This window comes from Oligoflexus sp. (assembly GCF_035712445.1).
GTDB lineage: Bacteria > Bdellovibrionota_B > Oligoflexia > Oligoflexales > Oligoflexaceae > Oligoflexus.
The window spans coordinates 21,683-42,132 of sequence record NZ_DASTAT010000047.1 but is presented as its reverse complement, the minus strand read 5'-3'; the positions used below and the strand labels follow the sequence as shown (position 1 = coordinate 42,132).

The window sequence follows — 20,450 nt, the reverse complement described above, 5'->3', positions numbered from 1 at the left end:
GTCAATCTCTTGAGAAGACAAACGGATCAGCAAATATACTGTCGGGCAGAATCCCCATTTCCGGAAGACGATGGGCCAAGGTTTCAACCAGAGGCGGAGGTCCAGCAACGTAAGCCTGCCACATCCCTTCGAAGCACTTCCAGTCTGAGAAAATTACCTGATCAAGCCGTCCTATCCGCTGCTTGCCATGGGTGTTCCCGCGGTCCAGAACGGTATGAAAATCCAAATTCGGATACTGCTGCGCAAGATTTTCAAAATGCCTGGAAAGGTAGAGGTCCCTATCCTCTCTCACGCCAAAATAGAGGTGAATATCCTGCTTCATCCCATGGTAAAGGGCCGCGTCAACGATTGCTTTGATCGGCGCAATCCCCGAACCTCCCGCTACTGCGAGAATGGGGCCCGTATGATCCTGCCGAAGATAGGAGGTTCCAAAGGGACCATCCACGTCCAGGGAATCTCCCGCTTTGAGACCGTTTGCAATAAAACCCGAGACACGCCCATCAGGAACCTGCCTGACGAAAAATTCCAGCGTCCTGCCATTGGCTCGATTTGCCATCGAGTAGCTGCGTTCCCCGAAATCGTTTATCCGAAGGAGAGCATACTGCCCGGGGTGAAAGCGCACATTCTCCGGAAGCACTACAATCAGCCGCACGGTATCATGGGTAAGCCATGACTTTTCCAATACCTGCCCCTTCATGCGAAACCGCGGCTGATTTCGGTACTGCCCGGCAGGCAAGAATGAAGCCATCCGCTTTCTCCTGCTCGGTCAGCGTAAACCGCAGATGGGTGAGATGCTCCACCTCTCCGGAAAGCAGGCGGGATTTACAGGCTCCGCACCGACCATTTTTGCAAGAGTGGGGGTAATCCACTCCCTGCCTCAAGGCGGCATCCAAAAGGGTTTCCTCTTCATTCACGCTGATATCCTTGTCAATGGAAAGGATGCTTGCCTTATAGCTCATGGCTGACTCCTGCTTTTCTCCGAAGTGAAGGTGAACGGCTGGCCGGACGCCAGCCTTTGAGCAGTAGCGCATTTGTAACAACGCTGACGCTGCTGAAGGCCATGGCGGCACCGGCTATGACCGGATTAAGGAGACCCAATGCGGCCAGCGGGATGCCAATGACGTTGTAAATGAAAGCCCAGAATAGATTCTGTTTGATCTTGCGATAGGTCCTTCTCGAAATATCCAAGGCATCCGGAATCAGGAGGGGATTGCCCCGCATAAGCGTGATGCCTGCGGTGTGCATCGCAACATCCGTACCGGTTGCCATGGCGATACCTACATGGGCGGCGGCCAGGGCTGGAGCATCGTTGATGCCATCACCGACCATGGCCACGATCTCTCCGCGAGCCTTCAGTTCTTCAATGATGCGGGACTTATCCTCCGGCAACACCTGAGCGCGGATTTCCTTAATGCCAAGTGCTCTTGCAGCAAGGTCTGCGCTACCCTGATTATCGCCTGTGATCATAACCGTTTTGATACCAAGAGCGTGAAGCTCCTGAATGGTTTCGAAAGCCGTGCTCTTAACCCTGTCACTGAAAGCTAATATTCCCATGAGCGTTTTCGACTGTTTGTCGGCGATAAAGGAAACTGTGTGTCCCTGCAGTTCGAACTCCCTGGCTTTCAAGGAAAGGCCATCGCTGTCAACCCCATGTTCAAGCATGAGACGTTTTGTGCCAACCAGAATGGTCTGATGACCGACACGCCCTTCCAAACCTTTTCCTGCAATGGCCTTCACGTCCCTGGCCGGCTCATACAGAAGACCTTCCTCATGAGCCTTTTCCACAACGGATTTTGCCAGTGGGTGTTCACTTCCGGACTGCACGGATGCCGTAATCCGGAGCAGGTCCTGCCGCGGCATGTTGTAGGGAAAAAGTTCAGCAATTTGAGGTTTCCCCTCGGTTAAAGTTCCAGTCTTGTCAAAGGCCACCGTTGTGACCGAATGTGCGATTTCCAGAGTTTCGGCATCCTTAATAAGAATCCCGGCTTTTGCAGCAATGCCTGTGCCCACCATGATGGAGGTCGGGGTTGCCAAACCAAGGGCACAAGGACAGGCGATAACGAGAACAGCAACTCCATAGATCAAAGCTGTCTCAATATTTCCTGAATAGAGATACCAGCCAAGCACCGTGAGTGTTGCCAACAGGAGCACCACCGGCACAAAAATGGAACTCACCTTATCCACAAGTCTTTGTATGGGAGCCTTTGCCGTTTGGGCGCTTTCAACCAGACGGATGATTCGGGCAAGGGTTGTTTCCGCTCCCAGTGCCGTGGTCTTGACGACCAGAAGGCCGTCGGTATTAATTGATCCGCCGGTAACCTTTTCCCCTGGGCCCTTGGCAATAGGAACACTTTCCCCGGTGATAAGAGACTCATCCAGCTGACTCAGGCCCTCAGCAATGACGCCATCGACGGGAACCTTTTCCCCTGGCCGGATAATGACCAGATCATCAAGCGCCACATCATTGATGGAAACCTCGACCTCCCGACCATTTCTCCGAACCCGGGCCTTGTCGGGTCTTAACGCCTCAAGGGCCTTGATCGCCTCTGAAGTTTGCTGTTTGGCGCGCGACTCAAGGTATTTTCCGAAAAGGACAAGAACAATGATAACCGCTGCTCCTTCGAAATAGAGGTGGCCATTGCCGTTATGTCCTGCGTGTTCCCCGTAAAGAAAGAGATGATAAAGGCTCAGCCCGAACGCAGCTGTCGTGCCCAGTGAAACGAGAAGATCCATGTTGCCTGATCGGGCTTTGACTGCCTTCCAGGCCGCTCTATAAAAGCGAGCGCCCAGCCAGAACTGGATGGGAATCGTGAGGAGGAGCTGAATCCATCCTGAGGGCATCCAGTGAATGCCAAGAGGTTCCAAAAGCATGGGAAGGACGAGCGGCGCCGAGAGGAGAGCTCCAATCGCCAAATGGAGGCGTTCCTTCTTCAGGAGCCTTGCCTTCTTCTCTCCCTCACTGCCGCGGGGCTGGTCTTTCTTGATAAGGTTTGCCTTATAGCCCGCTTTTTCAACGGCCTGGATGAGGTCTTCAGATGAGACCTTGCCCGAAGTGAAAGAAACTTTTGCCCGCTCAGTTGCGAGATTGACTGTGGCGCCCTGTACCCCTGGGACCTTTGCAAGAGCCTTTTCAATGCGGCGAACACAGGAGGCGCAGGTCATGCCTTCAACTGACAGCTCGATTTCGCTGGTGTCCACTTCATAGCCTGCCTTCTCAATGGCTTCCCTAACCTTCGGCAGAGCAGCCTGATCGGAAAGTCTAACCCGGGCGGTTTCATTGGCAAGGTTCACAGCGATGCTGTCCACGCCTTCGACTTTCTGCACGGCCTTTTCAATACGAAAGACGCACGAGGCGCAGGTCATGCCTTTGATTTTGATATCCTCTTCGGTTTCGAATTGAGCTTTGACTTTCATTTGCATGATATCCTCCTCTTCCCCGTGTTATGAGGAGGCTCCTCCTGGGGCCTCCACCTGATTTGCGTTAAATGCTGGTTACGGACTTGACCGCATAGCCAGCCTCTTCGATGAGACTTGAAAGCGCGGCCTGATCCTGACTGCTCTCGACCCTGAGAGTTTGAGTTTTAATGTCCGCCGATACCTTCACTTTGGGATCGATGCTACGCAGTGCGTAGGTAATCGTATTGGCGCAACTTCCGCAGGTCATACCTTGAACTTTGAATTCGTACATATGTTGTTTCCTTTCTGGTGGCTCATTCATCAACCACAACTCAACCATCGGCCTTCCTACCGTGGGAAGGTCAAGGAAAAATCTTAAAAAAATTTTGTTAGTCTGTATGCCTCTTGAATTGCTACGGAATTTTGATGGATATTCGGCGCTTTTCCGGGCAAAAAGAGGATGGTGAGGGAGGATGATGCTACCTTCCCACAGCAGGAAGGTTAATGTCTGGACACCTTACCATAATGCTAAGGTTTTCGCCCATGGCCTGCTTGCATAGTCCAGATGCTCTGCGATCGAAAGGAGTAGATCGGGCTATAAACGAACTTTTAGTCTATTGGATCGAGTATACCTAATGTGAATGGTGCAAGCTCAATACTTCGCGTCTCCTCGGTAGTGCCTGCACTATCAATATCTTTGAATGTGCGCAAACCTTCGGCGGTAAGCCTTAAAGTCACATAGCGTCTGACCGAAAAATATGCTTTACACTCTTCCTTCCTTAGGTCTTCTGCCATTTCAATATTGCAGTTAACCTTTGGAATTCCGATCATTTCCGGTGGAGCATTTTCATTTGTGACTGTCAAAATTCTTCTGGTTTTGATCGCCAGGCGCAGTTCTCCGCTGTCCTGGTCTGAAGAGTCCAATATTTGATATTCAGCCCATCGATTCACGGATGTGAACGTTGTCTTGCATTTCTCGTCGAGAAAGGTTGTTTCCTTTTGGTCAAGGTACCCCCCATAATAAGTATGAAAGACCCTAATCCACGTTGATTGCAATAGCGCAGTGCCAATAGTCATCTCTGCACAGTCTGTATAGCCATAAATCGCTTCGAAGCGTTCCTGCAGCGACAGATCTTTACTATCATTCTTACCACATCCGAAAACCGTCAGAATCAGAGCATGGGATGCGATTTGCGAATATTTATTGCTCGTCATCTTCGCTCCTTTTAGATCTCATGTCGCCGTAGGAAGGATCGGCCCAAAACCAGGAAAACATAATACCCGGTTCGCTTCGTGCATCTCTTTGTTTTACCTGATCTTTTATGTATACAGAGTCCATACGAAACCAGAATACAGATTCTGCATTATGTAAAATTTCGGTCTTTGCGCTGACACAGCCCGCAGCATTCTGCGCTTCCAACGTCCCATCGATACTTCCAAGCTTTATGAAACCTTCCTGACTGAAAGCTCGCTGAACAAGATAGATGCAGACTATTAAGTCGATTGAAAACTTGGAATGTCATCCGTCTTCATACAGAGCTAAGATCCCTCCATGCGGATTAACGTTTGGTAGGAGATAGCAACTATGACCAAAGCTACAGCAACCCCAGCACGCCTTCTTCTTTCCCCTCAAGATCACATGCTTATTATGATTGATCATCAATCCCAGATGGCCTTCGCAACCAAGTCCATTGATGCCGTCAGTCTGCGAAACAATGCTGCCTTGGTGGCCAAAGCTGCAAAAACCTTTCATGTTTCCACCATCCTTACTACAGTGGCGGAGAAAACATTTTCAGGACCCATGTTTGATGAAATTAAATTGGCATTTCCGGAAACCAGGGCGATTGACCGAACGTCGATGAATACCTGGGAAGATCGGAACGTCATCAATGAGGTGAATAGGCTCGACAAAGGAAAAGTCGTACTGGCTGGACTTTGGACTTCGGTCTGCATCGTCGGACCCGCCCTGTCAGCTCTTGATCAGGGATTCAAGGTCTACGTCATCGCTGATGCCTGTGGCGATGTGAGCGTGGAAGCCCACGAAAAAGCCATGGACAGGATGATTCAGGCCGGAGCCATGCCGATGACTTCCCTGCAATACCTCCTGGAGCTCCAGCGCGATTGGGCTCGTCAGGATACCTATGAAGCCACCACCACGATAGCGAAGGAAAACGGTGGCGCCTATGGGCTGGGAATCATCTATGCAAAAACGATGTTCGGAGGAAACGAGGGGCATTAAATTATGAACGCCTATTTGGTGTCCTTTCTTGCAGGCCTGTTTGTTGGGGTGATTTACTATTGCATTCATGTGCGCTCACCCGCGCCTCCGCTGGTCGCCCTCGTTGGCCTCTTAGGAATGGTCGTCGGGGAGGCAGCTGCGCCACGGGTCCGAGCCTTAATCACCAAATCAACGCCTGAGGCAAGCGCGACGCCCAAAGAAATGCCGGAGGAAACAAAATGAGCGTGACCCATGCTGATGCCATATTCCTGAATGGACGCATTACGACTCTTGACCCTGCCCTTCCTGAGGCCTCTGCGATGGCCGTGGCTGAAGATCGGATTCTGGCTGTTGGATCTGATAAAGATCTTGCAGTTTATCAGGGACCAGCCACGGAGGTCATTGATCTTCGCAAACGCCGCGTGATACCGGGACTGATTGACAGTCATTTGCACGTGATCAGGGGCGGCTTGAATTACAATATGGAGCTTCGCTGGGACGGGGTTGAATCATTATCAACAGCCATGCGGATGCTGAAGGAGCAGGTCGATCGAACCCCTGCACCCCAGTGGGTCAGAGTCGTCGGCGGTTTCACGGAGCACCAATTCGCCGAGAAAAGGCTGCCCACACTCGATGAGATCAACCAGGTCGCACCTGATACTCCTGTCTTCATTCTGCACCTCTATGACCGCGCACTTCTCAATCGCGCGGCGCTCCGAGTGTGCGGCTATACAAAAGAAACCAAGGATCCGCCGGGTGGTCAAATCACTAGAGACAAGGCTGGGAATCCTACAGGTCTGCTGCTCGCCAAGCCCAGTGCGATGATCCTTTATGCGACGCTGGCCAAAGGTCCTAAACTGCCTTTCGAGTATCAGGTGAACTCGACGAGGCATTTCATGCGGGAACTCAACAGACTGGGAGTAACTGGCGTCATCGACGCTGGTGGAGGCTTTCAGAACTACCCGGAAGATTATGAAGTCATCAATCAACTGGCAAACAAAGGGGATTTGACTCTCCGCATTGCTTATAACCTCTTTACGCAGAAGCCAAAGGAAGAGCTGTCGGACTTCAAGCGTTGGACAGAAATGGTCAAACCCGGACAAGGGAGCGATTATTTCAGGAACAATGGCGCCGGCGAGATGCTGGTGTTCTCGGCAGCGGATTTTGAGGACTTCCGTGAGCCACGCCCTGATCTGGCGCAAAGCATGGAAACAGAGCTGGAAGACGTTGTCCGCTTGCTCGTGGAGAAACGCTGGCCTTTCCGCCTGCACGCGACCTACGATGAGACCATCACACGGGCGCTTTCTGTCTTCGAAAGGGTCAACCGCGACATCCCGTTCGATGGACTGCATTGGTTTTTTGATCACGCCGAGACCATCTCGGTCAAAAACATTGATCGAGTCAAGGGGCTCGGTGGTGGGATCGCGGTCCAGCACCGCATGGCCTATCAGGGTGAATATTTTGTTGAGAGGTATGGCGCCGCGGCAGCAGACGGCTCGCCGCCTGTCAAGGAGATGCTCAGTGCCGGTCTTCCCGTTGGTGCGGGAACCGATGCCACGCGAGTTGCGAGCTATAATCCATGGATGAGCTTGTCATGGCTGGTCACGGGCAAGACAGTCGGCGGTCTCAAGCTCTATTCTGACAATCGCCTGCTCGACCGTGAAACAGCTCTGCGTCTTTGGACAGTCTCCAACACCTGGTTTTCGAACGAGGAAGGAAAGCGCGGGCAAATCACGAAAGGTCAACTTGCAGATTTCGCTGTTCTGAGTGACGATTATTTTTCCGTTGATGGAGATGCCATCAAAGATATCACCTCGCTGCTGACCGTAGTGGGTGGAAAAATAGTCCATGGAGATGGCCCATTTGATAACAAGGCTCCGAAGCTGCCGCCGCCCATGCCCGACTGGGCTCCTGTCAAGTACTATGGCGGATACCAGGGTAAACCCTCGGGACAGGGAACAGCCCATCAGACAGCCGCCTCGCCATCATGTTGCACGGTTCACCCGATCCGTAAAACGGCAAGGCATACGATCGAAGAAGCCGCTCTTGACTGGAGCATGGGCTGCATGTGCTGGGCATTTTGAATGGTGAACCACGTTGAAGACAAAGTTCTTGTAGGACCAGCGCCGGATTCAGCATGGAAGCCGCTCGCGATATCCCCGTATGGACGGATGTGGTTCGCGGCCTTGGTGTCGAACATTGGCGGCTTCATGCAAAATGTTGGAGCCGCCTGGTTTCTGACTGTAGCCGGTCTTTCCGCTACATGGCTTGGTGGTCTTCAGGCGGCAAGCGCCCTCCCCATGTTTCTTTTTGGCCTTTTTGCAGGAGTGCTTGCCGACCTCCGTAACCGACGAACCATAATTCTTGCAGCCCAGGTTTGGCTCATTCTGACTTCCGGGCTGCTTGCATGGTTTGCCTATTCCGGGATTTTAACTCCTCTCTTGCTTCTTGCTCTGTCATTCAGCATGGGAATCGGCAGCGCGTTTCACATGCCTGCATGGACTGCGACTCTTCCCAGACTTGTTCCAAAAGACCAGCTTGCGGCTGCTGTGGCGCTATCCGGCGTCTCAGTGAATCTGGCTCGAGCGGTGGGACCTGCGCTTGGAGGAGCCGTTATAAGCGCTTCCAGCGTTGCCGTCACTTTTTTCTGCAACGCACTCACTTTTATATTTGTACTGGCCATTGTTTGGACCTGGCATCCTACCCCTGCTCAAAGTCCGACGGTCAGGTCATCGGAGAAGTATCTCGCGGCTTCAAAGCTTTCGCTGATTTATGCCTGGAGGTCACCTGGCGTCCGAGCTGTGCTGGTAAGAAGCTTCGTCGCCCTTTTTGCTGCAGGAGCACTTTGGGCCCTTCTTCCGTTACGGGCCAGGAATGACCTGGGACTGTCATCAGGCGGCCTTGGGTTTTTACTCGGTTGCGTGGGGACAGGCTCCGTGGCCGGTGTTTTTCTGCTCGGGCAGGTACGACGTCGTGGAATGCCTATCGACCATATCCTGTCCGCCGGCGCTACGATCTTCGCTCTCTCCACTTTTATCGCGGCGACGGAGGACTCCTTCATCGTGGTGAGCCTTGCGTTAGCGGTCGGCGGGATCGGCTGGATTGCGATGATGGCCACGTTTAATCTATGTGCCCAGATATCCGTCGCCGGATGGGTGCAGGCGCGAGCGGTTGCATTGTTCCTGGTCATAACTCAGGGGGCCATGGCCCTCAGCGGCATTGCCTGGGGGTACTTTTCTGATCTGTCGACAGTTTCAACAGCCCTTGGCATATCTGCGGCTGCACTCATCCTTCAGATCGCCCTCACCAGGATCTGGCCTTTGTCGTGGCTTTCCGGACGTGACCTGACGCCATCGGAAACATTCGCGAAGAAAGTCGCCGGACACGAGTTTAAAGACCGTGATGGACCGATAGAAGTCCGCATCAGCTATCATGTCCCCCCCGATAAGAAAGAGGTATTTCTCGCGGCCCTGTACGAGCTTCGAAATGTTCGCCTGCGTGATGGCGGATACGATTGGAATGTTCTGTGCACGCCTCATCAGCCTGATATTTATGAAGAGGTCTTCTGGATCAGCACCTGGGCAGACCATCTTCTCCAGCATGAACGCTTGACGAAAGCGGACGAAGATATCTACCAGCGGGTTCAAAGCTTCCATGTTGGTGACAGCGTCCCTGCAGTTGTGCATCGAACCGCTGTTAAAGCGGAAGATCGAACAGTATGAGTTCTGCATCGTTCTTGCTTGAAAGATCAAGAACGCTTTCATCGGTCAAAGACGCTGCATCTCCGGCCTCAAAATCCATATCGCCAATAGCCACGGATCCTTTCACAACCTGCACCCAAACACCACGTCCTGGGCGGATTCCGAAATGAAGGCTTGAATGAGGACGTAGCCTGGAAAGGTACAAGTCCGCGTCCTGCTGGATTTGAATGGAGCCGTCGCGACCGTCGCCTGAGGCTACCAATACCAGCGGCTCCTTTTCGAGATCCGTGGCAAATGATTTCTGCCCATACGAGGGTTTGATGCCCTTTTTGTCCGGCATAATCCAGATTTGAAAGAAGTGTGTTTCCTTATCCTTTTCGTGGTTCATCTCAGAGTGCATGACACCGGTACCGGCGCTCATCTTCTGCACCTCTCCGGGACGAATGACCACTTTGTTGCCCATCGTGTCTTCATGCTCCAGAGAACCTTTTACCACATACGAGATGATTTCCATGTCACGGTGTGGATGCCGTTCAAATCCGGATCCGCCTTCAATACGGTCTTCATTGATGACCAAGAGCGGTCCAAAATTCGTATGTTTGGGGTCAACGTAACTGCCAAACGAAAATGTATGACGCGATTTGAGCCAGCCGTGATTCGCGATGCCGCGTTCCCCTGAGCGTCTCATAGTTAACATTTTTCTCTCCCTAACCGGCGCGTTTTATCTGCTGTTTGCACCTTGAAGGCATAATATCGGAAGTTGCCTATTAAAATAAATTATATAATATTCACCATGTCGATAGATTTTTTTTATATTCTTATGAGGTTCAGGATGACCTTTGATCAGCTGGAAATCTTGGAAAAGATTGTGGAAAAAGGCAGTTTCAAAGCCGCCGCGAAGGCCTTGAATCGTACCCAGCCTACCATGAGTGTCGCTATCAAAAAACTGGAAGCGGAGTTCGAACTCACGCTTTTCAGTCGTGATGAATATCGCCCGAAGCTGACGGAAGCGGGTCGAGTATTTTATGAATCGGCCCGGCAGACTCTTCTGTCATTTCGAAGACTCGAAGTCATGGGCAAGGAGCTTGGACTCAAGGCCGCAGAGCCAAGCCTTACGGTTGTCATCGATCCGGTGGCGCGATTTGAAGCGATTCGAACTATTTTTAGCGAGTGCTTAGCCGACATGAAGGCGACAGACCTTATACTAAGGTCGGAGATAATGAGTGTCGGGACTGATCTTATCAGGAAGGGGGAAGTGGATTTTGCAGTGACGCCCCGGGTGGATCATGAAGAGGACATTGAATCCTTTCCAATTGAACGCGTAGATATGATTCCTGTCATCGCGGCTTCAAGGGTCACAGATGGTGGGCCTCTCTCACTCCTATGGCTCCGCGAACAACCACAAATCATTGTGGCATCCAGCGGCGTCCTCTGTGATCGTACAAAACGCGATGACCTGGGTCTCCTCGATGGAGGAAAACGCTGCTATGTCACAGACCATGCTCTCAAGCGACGCTTGATTGAAGACGGCTTAGGATGGGGACGGCTTGCCCGGCATGAGGCGGATGCAGGTCTTGAGTCAAAAAAATTGATCGCCATTCCAAAGTCTCTGACGAGCGGGTTTGTCCTTGAATTGCACATCATGCGACACAGGCTTCGACCGATGGGACCAGTTGCTCGGGCCGTCTGGTCAAAGCTTAGCTCAACCGCAGACGAACTTGAAAAAAGGAGTCGGAGGTGAGTGCCCCGAGGATGGATTGGGCCGGGTCAGGCGTGGGGGCTTTCTTTTCCCCTTGCACCATCGTTCTCAAGCAAGCCCGCAAGCTTATCCAGCGACATCCTCCACCCTTCTTCATTATCAACCGGGCGAACCCCCGCCGGCACGCCATCATGAATCGCGAGCAGCCCCGTCCCACCATCGGTATCCTTCAACACAATGGTGATCCTCATCTCCCCCTGCATGGATGGATCGTCCGTCTCAAACTCTGTAACTTCAACAACCTTTTCATTCGGAATCAAACTTGCAAAATAGCCATGATAAGTATCCGTATGAGCGGTCGTCTTCCCACTCGCATGCGGCGCTTCGTAGGTCAGGGAAACACGGAAACGCCCGCCTTCACGCGCATCGAATTCATGAACGACACTCGACATCCCCTCGGGAACCTTCCATTGGGCTATGGCCTTCGGATCAAGGAGAGCCTTGTAAACAGCCTGACGACTGGCCTTAATGTGCCGTGATACGCGGGTCGAGGTCATAGAGCATCTCCTTAAAGCGACGCCAACCGCCCACCATCCACGCGCACGCTTGCGCCCTGCACAAAGCTGCTATCCGCTGACGCGAGGAATGCGATCACCGAAGCAATATCCCCCGGCTGCCCCACATCATCCGCGTGGATCGTCTCCAGTCCAGCCTTGATATTAGGATTATCCCAAAGCATCGGCGTATTCACAGCCCCCGGGAGGACTGCATTCACCCGAATCCCCTTGGCCTTCCCTTCCAGAGCCGCTGTCCGCGTCAGCGACAGCAGGGCAGCCTTCGCCGCCGCATAGGACGCCACCAAAGGCGTGGTTTCAACGGCATGAATGCTCGATACGTTGACGATGCAGCTCCCCGGCTGCATCACAAGAAAACCTTGCTGAATAAAAAGAAAGGCACCGATCAGATCCACACTCAATACATTCGTCCAGTCGTCCACGGTATGCTCAACCAGCGGTTTAAAAATCATAACGCCGGCATTGTTAACAATGGCATCAATCTTCCCAAAATGCTCAAGGCTACGCGCGATCGTAGCCTTCACCTGTTCAGCGTCTTTGACATCACAAACCGAAGTCAAAACCGCGGCTGCACCGGAAGACTTAACATCATACTCCGCCTCATCAAGCTTTTTACCGTCCCGATCCACCAGAACAACCCGACCGCCTTCACTCCCGATCCTCCGGGCTGTGGCCAAACCGATTCCACTCGCCGCGCCGGTAATCAACACCACCCGTTCACGAAACCGATTCTTTTCCATCCTCGTCTCCCTTGCACGCCCTTAACTCTTCACCAGGGAGACAATACCATAGACTCCAAGAAACGCGATAACCAGAACAGTGATGAGAGGACTCGTGACCAGGATGACTCCCACAAGGGCCACGCCAAGTCCCATCGCCATAATTCCACCCAGTATCAGCGTCGTCATCTGCAAAAAACGGCGGGTCCCGCTCGCTTGTTCCTGGTTCAGCCACTCTTTTATTTTGCTTGTGATTTTCATAAAACCACCCTTAGCCATCCTGCGAAACCTTTTTTGACTTCAAGCGGAAAAAAGACTCCCGGTTCTGCTCTTCCGTATAATGCCTATGTCGCGCCTTGAGCAGATCACTCCGCGTAATGATTCCAAGCAGCTTACGACTATCCCGCACATCGACGACCAGAACGCGACCAACCTCTTCCTGAGACATTCTTTCCGCCACGGCCTTGCAGGATTCATCGGCGTGGGCCACAATCAACGCGCGTTTCGCAGGAACATCCGCTACGCGAGCGTTTCCATCATGCCACGCACAATTCAGAATGTCAGTGGCCGTAACGATTCCTGCGAGCTGCCCCGACTCATCCAGCACGGGATAACCCCTGTGCTTTTTCCCAGGGGATTGAAACAAAGCCACAAGGTCTTTCATGGGAAAATCCGCTCGTAGCGTTTCCAGGTCACGGGTCATGATATCCTTGGCTCGCAGCTGCTCCAAAGGATCGACGGCATACTCGCGGAAAATATCAAAACCGCGACGCGCGACTTTTTCTGTCAGTATGGAGCGCTTCATAACCAGGACGGTCAGAGCATAGGCACTGAAACTCACAACCATAAGAATAGGCAGAGCCTGAATCTCCCCAGTCAGCTCCAGCGCAAAGACCACGGCCGTTAAAGGCGAACGCATCATCCCACCCATAACGCCCGTCATCCCAACAAGAGGCCAAAGGTAAGCTGGACCGGGAAGCCACGGCGCCAGCACCACACCCATGCCGGAACCTATCATCAAAAGAGGAGCCAGCACCCCTCCCGATGTTCCCGAGGCCAGCGCAACTGCCCAAACAAGACCTTTGATTCCTAAAAATATTCCCGCCGCAACCGGAGTGCCCTCGCCTTTCAAAAAAGCCTGGATGACTTCATACCCGACACCTAAAACGCGCGGATCGAGATAGCCGCCGATACCAACGACCAAGCCGCCCAATGCAGGCCACCAGCACCAGTGAATCGGCAGTCGTTGGAATGCGTCCTCAAGAGCATAAAGCATCGTGCTCAATGCCCACGACAGCAGTCCAGCCGCAAGGCCCAGGGGGACAGCGCAAAGAAGTTCGAAGTTGGTCAATTCAGGGAGCGACGGAACCGGGAAGAGAGGCAACGAACCTTCCATAACAAGAGGCCGCATGGCAAAGGCCACAAGGCAGGAGATGCCGACAGGAATCAGACTGCGCGGACGCCATTCAAAAAGCAAAAGCTCAACCGCAAGCAGCAAGGCCGCCATCGGCGTTCCAAAAATCGCAGTCATACCCGCAGCAGCACCGGCCACCAGCATGGTCTTTCGCTCAGCCGCAGTCAGTGAAAAGACCTGGCTCAGAAGCGAAGCGAATGCGCCGCCAGTCATGATAATAGGACCTTCCGCTCCGAAAGGGCCTCCCGAACCTATGGAAATCGCAGAGGATACGGGTTTTAAGATGGCCACCTTCGGCCGCATGATGCTCTTGCCGAATAAAATAGCCTCCAAGGCTTCAGGAATCCCGTGACCACGGATGCGCTCGGAACCATAGCGCGCCATGAGCCCGATGATCAGACCACCTGCCGCGGGAACGAGTATGGTCCATGGGCCATAGGTTAAGGCAGGATTTTGATTCGAAAAACTCCAGGTATGGAAGAAAAAGAGATTGGTGAAGAGCGCAATCAGACGAAGCAGAACCCAGCCCAGAAGGGCACTGATCATGCCGATCGGCAGGGCCAGCAAAATCAGCTTAAAAAGCCGTCGGTTGACCGAAAAATCACCTCGCGTCCCAGAACTCATGAACGTTCCTTCCATCCGTGCAAACGAATCTGATAGGCACAGCGCCACCATTGCCCTAATTACTTGGGCTCCCAAATAATAGGATCTGGATCAGATTTTTTGCAAGCACTATCGCCAGAAGGCTTCGTCCTGGTGGGATCTCAGAGGCTGTCCTTGTTCTTCGCTCCCTCTTCAAAGAACATGGGACTGCCTGTGCTGGTGAATTTGGCCTCTTCAACCAATCTTTCGAGTAACTTTGCCAAATGAGTTTGATCGTCAGCCTGCAGGCGGCCGACGGCAGCTATCAGTTCTTCTTGCGCGGTCTGGGGCCTTGCCGCAAGAATTTTAAGTCCTTTCGCTGTAGCCTTGATTTCCGAGCGACGCGCGTCGTCCGCCGATGGCTGCTTTTTGATAAGTCCCTGATCACCCAAGCGTGAAACCACAACCGACACCGAACTGATGTGTGTCAAAGTCATCGCGGCAAGGTCAGACAGGGAAACGGGACCGTCTGCTTCAGCAAGTTTTTGTAAAACAAAAAGCTGGGCACTGCTGAGTCCAAATTGAGATTCAGCCTGTCGGGACGAGATACGCAGAGCCTGCACGATCTGCCGCACAGAATTGAGGATTGAAGTTGCAGATTGGGATGCCATAGCCTTCCTCTTCGCTTGGGGACCCAAGGAACACTATAGAAACGGCCAGTTTTTGCAAACCTATTTTCGGCCAAACGCCAGGATTAGGACGCCAACACCAGCAGCATTCAGCTCATTTCATATCCACCACAACTCGTCTCAGGACAACCACAATTTTACCGCTAACGCGCTTGAAAACTTTTCTTTATTTGATTCGCTTGATCATTCCCCAAGCAGGATGCGGAAAAACTTTAAGGGCAGCAGCCCTTCACTCACTGGCGACAAGACCGGCCATTCTCATAGCCCCAGCCATCGCCGCGACCGCCTGTGCCTTGCGTGCACTTCGGATAACTTTCGAGACGAACGCGACAGGTGGCTCCATTTTCAAAGCCCCAGCCATCACCATCCGGATCCACGCTCACTTGCGAACAGGTGGCAAAGCCTTCCGCGCTTGACTTGCACGACCGTCCGTTTTCCCAGCCCCAGCCGTCTCCATCGGGATCGGCATTCAGCTGGCTGCAGGCTGCATGACTTTCCATCCGCACACGACAGGTCTTATTATTTTCCCAGCCCCAGCCATCACCGTCGGGATCGGCCGCGAGGCTGCTGCAACTTGCAAAACTATCTTCGCGCATCTGGCAGCTGCGGCCATTTTCAAATCCCCAACCATCACGATCAGGATCGCTTGATGTTTGTGAACAGCTCGGCAGATAGGCATCCGCGACCTTACAGGACTGACTATTCTCCCAGCCCCAGCCATCGCCATCGGGATCACTCAGCTGCGACTGGCACATCGGAGTCTGCATCTCGGGCTTTTTCTCGGGCTGAACTTCCGCACGGACCCGACACAGTTTGCCGTTTTCCATGGCGAAGCCATCCTTGTCCAGATCACTCGCAACATTCAGGCAAATCGGATAGCTGATCAGAGTCGTCAAACAGATCTGGCCGTTCTCAAGACCCCAGCCGTCGCCGTCAGGATCGCTGTCACGCGACTGGCAACTGGGATAGACTTTATTTTGGGCTGGCTCCACAGACTTCATATCGCCCGCGGTTTCAGTGACCGCTGTCTTATACATATCCGTAAGGTCATTATAGAAAAGCGTCGCAGCATTCTCGGAAAAATTGACGAAGTCCTGGAAATCAGCGTGCTTCTTATGCGGAATGTAATATTCCGTGTCGGCCAGCCGACGATTTTCCCAGGTCAGGACATAGGAGATCTTCACTTCAGGATCGGTGAGCATCGACAGCAGCTGCTTGGTAAACCACTGGCTGCCTGCACTGGCTTCATTGTGAAGATTGTAGTTGCCCGTTTCGGTCAAAGCCGCGACCTTGCTCTTCTCGTCCGCGATCTTGCTCATGACGCGCAGGTGCTGCTTGAAGAGCTTCGTCTGGTAATCAGCCTCTTCCCAGGCATTGCCGAACTTCTGCGCGTAATAAAGGTCGATGCCCAGAACATCCACATACTGATCACCGGGATAGCTGTTCAGATAATCGCTTTTCAGCTCGTCGTCGGTCGGAGCATCTTTGATGGCATTTTTAAAACTGCAGGTGTGACCATCGTGCTTGCAAAGCTTATCCGGTGCGAAAGCGATCAGAAGATTCTTAAGGCCCTTGGTTTGACGCATATAGTCAACCGTCATGCGGAAGAGCTTTTTATAGGCCTCGGCTCCTGTCACGACATCATTCTTTCCGAGCTGCTTTTGGCAGTTCCAGCCCTTCGCACCCCACCAGAACCAGTTGCCTGTCTGCTCATGGAATGGACGGTAGATCAAGGGGACTTCCGTCAACTGTTCCTTCACCAGGATTTGATAGAATTTATCCAGCTTCTGGGACAGAAACCAGTCCTTCCAGGTCAAACCATTTTCCCAAGGTTCTTCATTCACGATTTTGCAAAGGCAATCGGCGTTGGGATCATCCTCCCAGTCGTTCACCTTGAAACCATCACCGGGAATGCCGCTGTTGCCATTGATATCGGACACGGGTTTTACAGAGCAGCCGCGCATGTGCCAGTCCAGGGTGATCGCGCCGCCCTTGCCGGAATCATAAAAGTCACGAATCGCCTGGGCATACACCGGCTGATTCCATGTTGGATTTTTTGTGGCAAGGTCCCAGATATCAATCCCGATCATGCCGACCTTCTGCCCAACATAGTGCTCAACGTCGGTGCGGCTGCCATAGCCACCATCGGTCCAGGCCTTATCACCGTTTTCGCCGACGCCCACCAGCGAAGCTCGCTGCTGACCAAAAATAAATTGCTTCTTTTGAACAGAGTTTTTCAAGAACGCATAGAGCGACTGCGTTTCGCTATTATACTGGGGAAGAGCCGCTGCCTCCGCCGTGGCCGCCAGAGTACTTTCTTTCGGTCGTTTGCTACAGGCATTGTTTAACATGAGAAGCATGACTATCAGGGTGAGTTTCATCTTGGTCATATCTCTGCGTGCCTCATCAAGAATTCCAGCTCAGGTCCTTGGGGAAATCGCATCTACAATTGTTATGCCCGCGTAATGATTATCTTATATTATTGATATTGTTGACTATTTTGTTTACTGAAAAACGAATTTCGTCGTTTTTTTCAACAAGGATAGTGGAAGCGAAGAAATTTTAGACGCTGCGCCCCCGCGTATGAGCCGAAACTTCGCCCGACCAGAATCTATGGAACTGCTTAGAGTGTGGTCACACGTTTCATCAGGTTTGCGAACTCTTTTGAATCAAATTCAGTCTGGACGTCCCAGCAAAGTGCTGGCACAGAGCTTGTATAAGTGCAGCGAGTGTTTATGGCCGGTATTTTATTCGGAGGCACACTTGAGTATGAAGATCTGGACCATTTTGAGCGTTGGAGTACTGACCTGTTTCGTTTTGAGTTGTCGTTCCCACTCCGATTCCAACTCGGATCTTCAAGGTCGCCCGAATTCAGGCGGCATCCTGAAACTCCAAAAATCCTATGAAGTCGTGGTCGCCAAGGATCCCCGTCTGATGAAGGGTCGGGATATCAAATTTCTGAGCTTTGCTTATCGCGATTATTCGTTCAGTCAGTTCCTCGTCGATGAACTGACGACCAATACCGATCCTTTGGCCTGTGATTTACTTGATCTCAAGGCCGGCGATGCGAAGTCCTTGATCATGAACGTCGTCGAAGAAACCGGAGTCGAAGCCGGCTTTCGGGTGTTTGCAGCCGACATCGTCTGCGAAGCCCCTGCGCTTTCAAGGGAATAGGATCTGCGACGCGGTTTTACGCAATCCCAAGAGCCTTATCCAGTTTGGATTTAAGGCTCGCCCCTGAAGTCTTTCCTATCCAACGCTCTTGAATCTTTCCATCCCGAATCAGAAAAATCGTCGGCAGGCCGCGCACTCCGTATTCGACAGCGATATCTATTTCCTCATCCGCATTGATCTTCACAAACGTCAGCTGCCCTTTGTAGGCATCCTCCATGTCTTCCAGCGCGCGGTTCAGATCCACGCAGGGGGCACAGCTTGGTCCCCAAAAATCGACGAGGAAGCTGCCACGGCTCCCTAAAACCTTGGATTGAAAAGTCTCCAGTCCGGAAATAACGATCAAGACAGCCTCCCGCCTGAGCTTGCGCCCGATTTCCCTTGCAGTTCCCGTGCAGCCCACTATGATAGCCGCTTTCGATGACGATCTCAATTGGATAAGTGGCTAAAACTATGAGAAAAATTCTTTATACTCGCGGCACTGCCGTCCTCCTCTCGCTTTTCGGACAGGCTTCGGCCCTGGCCTCAACCTATCTGACCGAGACAGAGGCCCAGGCCGTCGTCCGCGAAATTGATAGCATCTGCGGCGACAGCTGGTGTGCAGGTGACCTCAACTACGGCTTCGATCGTCTCCTCTGCAATGATACCGAATGTTACATGGATCTACGAGCCATCACTCGCAATGATAACGGCACGAACCAGAGCCGGTCTTACCGCTGCGAGCTGAAGGGTTTCCAAAGCGCAGCGGACCTTCTGCTTGCGGAAAGTAATCTGGATGGTTCCAAGCGTTTGACCTATACCAGTAAGCTTTACGATGCCGTCGGCGCGTGCATCAATGAAAAGATCCCGACCCAGCATCCTGTGGCCTATGTTCCCAAAGCCAGCGCCTGTCGCGACGCACTGCGTGGACAGCCTCGTTTCAAGAGCGCCGCGCACAGCGTCTATGCCGAAGTATTCTATGAACTGGAGAACAAGGCACAGGCTTCCGCCCGGGTCCTGAATCAAATGGTGGAGCAGTATGCGGGCAAGGATTCCAGCTGCTCGCTTCAATACCAAATGCTGTTCGAAGATGAAATCGTCTGCGAGCGCGTGGGCGGCTTGAATGTGATCTGCAGCGTTCCGACCGATCTGGGACGCTTCCTCGTGATCAAAGATTATGTGGATGGCGCTGCCGTCGTCTATATCGAAGGCGCTCAGAAGAACGCCTCACTGGGCACCCTGAAAGCGGGCGCTATCAGTGTGAAACTGGCCAATCCGGAAGGATGCTATACGGAACTTTTGAATCTGGACGGCAAGCAAAAGCCACAAGAACCCTTCAACAGCTCGGACCATCATTCCTATTTCGTCAGCGCCAAAAATCTGAATACGAAACAGGATATGCGAAGCAATGCCGCACAGCTGATCAACAAGGCCGTCAGCTCGGTGGAAAAATCTGCGGGCAGCTGCAAGGCGCAAACAGCCCTCGCGAACTTTGGCAAGAATGCATGCACAACTCTGGGAGGAATCCCGACCTGTGTGCTGGCACCCGCGAACGCCGGCTATTATGTTGTGACCAAGGATGCCGCTGATGGCGCCTTTGTTACCTTCGTTCGCTTCGATTAAGGATTTTTGGCGACTTGAGGCTCCGATTCGTCCAAGGATTGAACGAACTCAGGCAGGCTCCGCGTCACATTTCGCGTAACATAGGCCGAGAGGTAGGCATCCGTATCGGGATTCACATCCATCTCCATTCGAAAAAATTCCTCACTGCGGCAGATGGCGGGATCGCTCTGAACAAAATGCCGGCGACACATCAGAGGCCGGACGCTATAGATGGAACAGGTTTGATCTGCGCTCAGAAACACGCAGCGTCGATCTGCAAAAGGAAGTTTTTCAAAGGATCCGGCTTCGCCCTTCAAGGCCTCCGCTTGCTTGCGCAGACGTTCCCTATCCATCGAAACGGGCGTCTCACCCAGATATTTTTCGATGAGCTCCCCTTCAAAAATCCCAAGATCCACTTTCTGATGACAGCAGGCTGAACACCCGGCCTTGCAGGATATGGGGCGGCTGGGATTCAACCCGGCCGTGTCCACGACGATTTGAATCTTATTGATCGCAACAGCGTGGGCATAATCAGGATCCATGCTCTTCAGCTGCTTTTCATAGCCGACCAGCTTTTCATCGAAACGCTTGATCGCCTCAGCCTGCTGCGACGTCTTAATCAATACACCCTGCGGCGTTAAATTGAAAGAAGGAGACTTTTTATCCTGCGCGTGGCGACTCATGCAAACTCCTTCGACGTTTATG

21 protein-coding genes are annotated in these 20,450 nt (G+C 52.5%); 7 read left to right on the top strand and 14 right to left on the bottom strand.

What is annotated here, in order from left to right:
* Position 1: 1 nt before the first annotated feature.
* From VFO10_RS09600 to VFO10_RS09580, 5 genes are all read right to left on the bottom strand, one after another.
* A complete protein-coding gene (locus VFO10_RS09600) occupies positions 2-682 on the bottom strand; it encodes an FAD-binding oxidoreductase (protein ID WP_325139428.1) in 681 nt (226 codons plus the stop codon).
* Entirely contained in the window at positions 657-959 is a 303-nt protein-coding gene (locus VFO10_RS09595; protein WP_325139426.1) for a 2Fe-2S iron-sulfur cluster-binding protein, read from the bottom strand. Before VFO10_RS09595 ends, VFO10_RS09600 begins: the two co-directional genes overlap by 26 nt.
* Positions 949-3,414 (bottom strand): heavy metal translocating P-type ATPase, encoded by a 2,466-nt coding sequence (locus tag VFO10_RS09590; protein ID WP_349259354.1) that lies wholly within the window; start codon positions 3,412-3,414, stop codon positions 949-951. The genes VFO10_RS09595 and VFO10_RS09590 overlap by 11 nt, the downstream gene beginning before the upstream one ends.
* Positions 3,415-3,481: 67 nt before the next feature.
* Positions 3,482-3,688, bottom strand: a complete 207-nt coding sequence (locus VFO10_RS09585; protein ID WP_325139424.1) for a heavy-metal-associated domain-containing protein — start codon at positions 3,686-3,688, stop codon at positions 3,482-3,484.
* A gap of 317 nt (positions 3,689-4,005) precedes the next feature.
* Positions 4,006-4,611 (bottom strand): hypothetical protein, encoded by a 606-nt coding sequence (locus VFO10_RS09580; RefSeq protein WP_325139422.1) that lies wholly within the window; start codon positions 4,609-4,611, stop codon positions 4,006-4,008.
* A gap of 370 nt (positions 4,612-4,981) precedes the next feature.
* Between VFO10_RS09580 and VFO10_RS09575 the strand changes: the two genes are divergently transcribed.
* Genes VFO10_RS09575 through VFO10_RS09565 form a run of 4 tightly spaced genes read left to right on the top strand, consistent with a single transcriptional unit; the run spans position 4,982 to position 9,336 of the window.
* The gene (locus VFO10_RS09575) at positions 4,982-5,635 is read left to right on the top strand and encodes a hydrolase (protein WP_325139421.1); all 654 of its coding nucleotides are present in this window, start codon (positions 4,982-4,984) and stop codon (positions 5,633-5,635) included.
* Positions 5,636-5,638: 3 nt separating this feature from the next.
* Positions 5,639-5,857 carry a DUF1427 family protein gene (locus tag VFO10_RS31310; protein ID WP_349259353.1) on the top strand — a complete coding sequence of 73 codons (219 nt, stop codon included), beginning with the start codon at positions 5,639-5,641 and terminating at the stop codon, positions 5,855-5,857.
* Entirely contained in the window at positions 5,854-7,698 is a 1,845-nt protein-coding gene (locus VFO10_RS09570) for an amidohydrolase (RefSeq protein WP_325139420.1), read from the top strand. Before VFO10_RS31310 ends, VFO10_RS09570 begins: the two co-directional genes overlap by 4 nt.
* Positions 7,699-9,336, top strand: coding sequence for an MFS transporter (locus VFO10_RS09565; RefSeq protein ID WP_325139418.1), 1,638 nt, complete (start codon positions 7,699-7,701; stop codon positions 9,334-9,336). It abuts the gene before it with no gap.
* Here the strand turns inward: VFO10_RS09565 and VFO10_RS09560 are convergent.
* A complete protein-coding gene (locus tag VFO10_RS09560) occupies positions 9,311-10,012 on the bottom strand; it encodes a pirin family protein (RefSeq protein WP_325139416.1) in 702 nt (233 codons plus the stop codon). The two genes, VFO10_RS09565 and VFO10_RS09560, sit on opposite strands and share 26 nt — an antisense overlap.
* Positions 10,013-10,147: 135 nt before the next feature.
* Here VFO10_RS09560 and VFO10_RS09555 point away from each other — a divergent pair, with 135 nt between their 5' ends.
* Positions 10,148-11,056 (top strand): LysR family transcriptional regulator, encoded by a 909-nt coding sequence (locus VFO10_RS09555; RefSeq protein ID WP_325139414.1) that lies wholly within the window; start codon positions 10,148-10,150, stop codon positions 11,054-11,056.
* Positions 11,057-11,082: 26 nt separating this feature from the next.
* On the opposite strand, the gene VFO10_RS09550 is transcribed toward VFO10_RS09555, so the two are convergent.
* The 6 genes from VFO10_RS09550 to VFO10_RS09525 form a co-directional block, all read right to left on the bottom strand.
* Positions 11,083-11,571 (bottom strand): SRPBCC family protein, encoded by a 489-nt coding sequence (locus tag VFO10_RS09550; protein WP_325139412.1) that lies wholly within the window; start codon positions 11,569-11,571, stop codon positions 11,083-11,085.
* Positions 11,572-11,582: 11 nt separating this feature from the next.
* Positions 11,583-12,329 (bottom strand): SDR family oxidoreductase, encoded by a 747-nt coding sequence (locus tag VFO10_RS09545; RefSeq protein WP_325139410.1) that lies wholly within the window; start codon positions 12,327-12,329, stop codon positions 11,583-11,585.
* A gap of 21 nt (positions 12,330-12,350) precedes the next feature.
* Positions 12,351-12,569: a hypothetical protein gene (locus tag VFO10_RS09540; RefSeq protein ID WP_325139409.1), complete on the bottom strand. Its 219-nt coding sequence runs from the start codon at positions 12,567-12,569 to the stop codon at positions 12,351-12,353.
* A gap of 10 nt (positions 12,570-12,579) precedes the next feature.
* Positions 12,580-14,346: a chloride channel protein gene (locus tag VFO10_RS09535; protein WP_325139407.1), complete on the bottom strand. Its 1,767-nt coding sequence runs from the start codon at positions 14,344-14,346 to the stop codon at positions 12,580-12,582.
* A 140-nt stretch (positions 14,347-14,486) separates the two neighbouring features.
* Positions 14,487-14,975: a MarR family winged helix-turn-helix transcriptional regulator gene (locus VFO10_RS09530; RefSeq protein WP_325139405.1), complete on the bottom strand. Its 489-nt coding sequence runs from the start codon at positions 14,973-14,975 to the stop codon at positions 14,487-14,489.
* 251 nt (positions 14,976-15,226) lie between these two features.
* The gene (locus tag VFO10_RS09525) at positions 15,227-17,383 is read right to left on the bottom strand and encodes a carbohydrate-binding domain-containing protein (protein WP_325139403.1); all 2,157 of its coding nucleotides are present in this window, start codon (positions 17,381-17,383) and stop codon (positions 15,227-15,229) included.
* A gap of 373 nt (positions 17,384-17,756) precedes the next feature.
* On the opposite strand from VFO10_RS09525, the gene VFO10_RS09520 reads away from it, so the two are divergent.
* A complete protein-coding gene (locus tag VFO10_RS09520) occupies positions 17,757-18,167 on the top strand; it encodes a hypothetical protein (RefSeq protein WP_325139401.1) in 411 nt (136 codons plus the stop codon).
* Positions 18,168-18,183: 16 nt separating this feature from the next.
* On the opposite strand, the gene VFO10_RS09515 is transcribed toward VFO10_RS09520, so the two are convergent.
* Complete coding sequence (locus VFO10_RS09515) at positions 18,184-18,510, bottom strand: thioredoxin family protein (RefSeq protein ID WP_325139399.1); 327 nt, start codon at positions 18,508-18,510, stop codon at positions 18,184-18,186.
* Between the two features lie 107 nt (positions 18,511-18,617).
* On the opposite strand from VFO10_RS09515, the gene VFO10_RS09510 reads away from it, so the two are divergent.
* On the top strand, positions 18,618-19,766 hold the full coding sequence (locus VFO10_RS09510) for a hypothetical protein (protein ID WP_325139397.1): 1,149 nt from the start codon (positions 18,618-18,620) through the stop codon (positions 19,764-19,766).
* On the opposite strand, the gene VFO10_RS09505 is transcribed toward VFO10_RS09510, so the two are convergent.
* Positions 19,763-20,428 carry a YkgJ family cysteine cluster protein gene (locus VFO10_RS09505; protein WP_325139395.1) on the bottom strand — a complete coding sequence of 222 codons (666 nt, stop codon included), beginning with the start codon at positions 20,426-20,428 and terminating at the stop codon, positions 19,763-19,765. The two genes, VFO10_RS09510 and VFO10_RS09505, sit on opposite strands and share 4 nt — an antisense overlap.
* Positions 20,429-20,450: the final 22 nt, after the last annotated feature.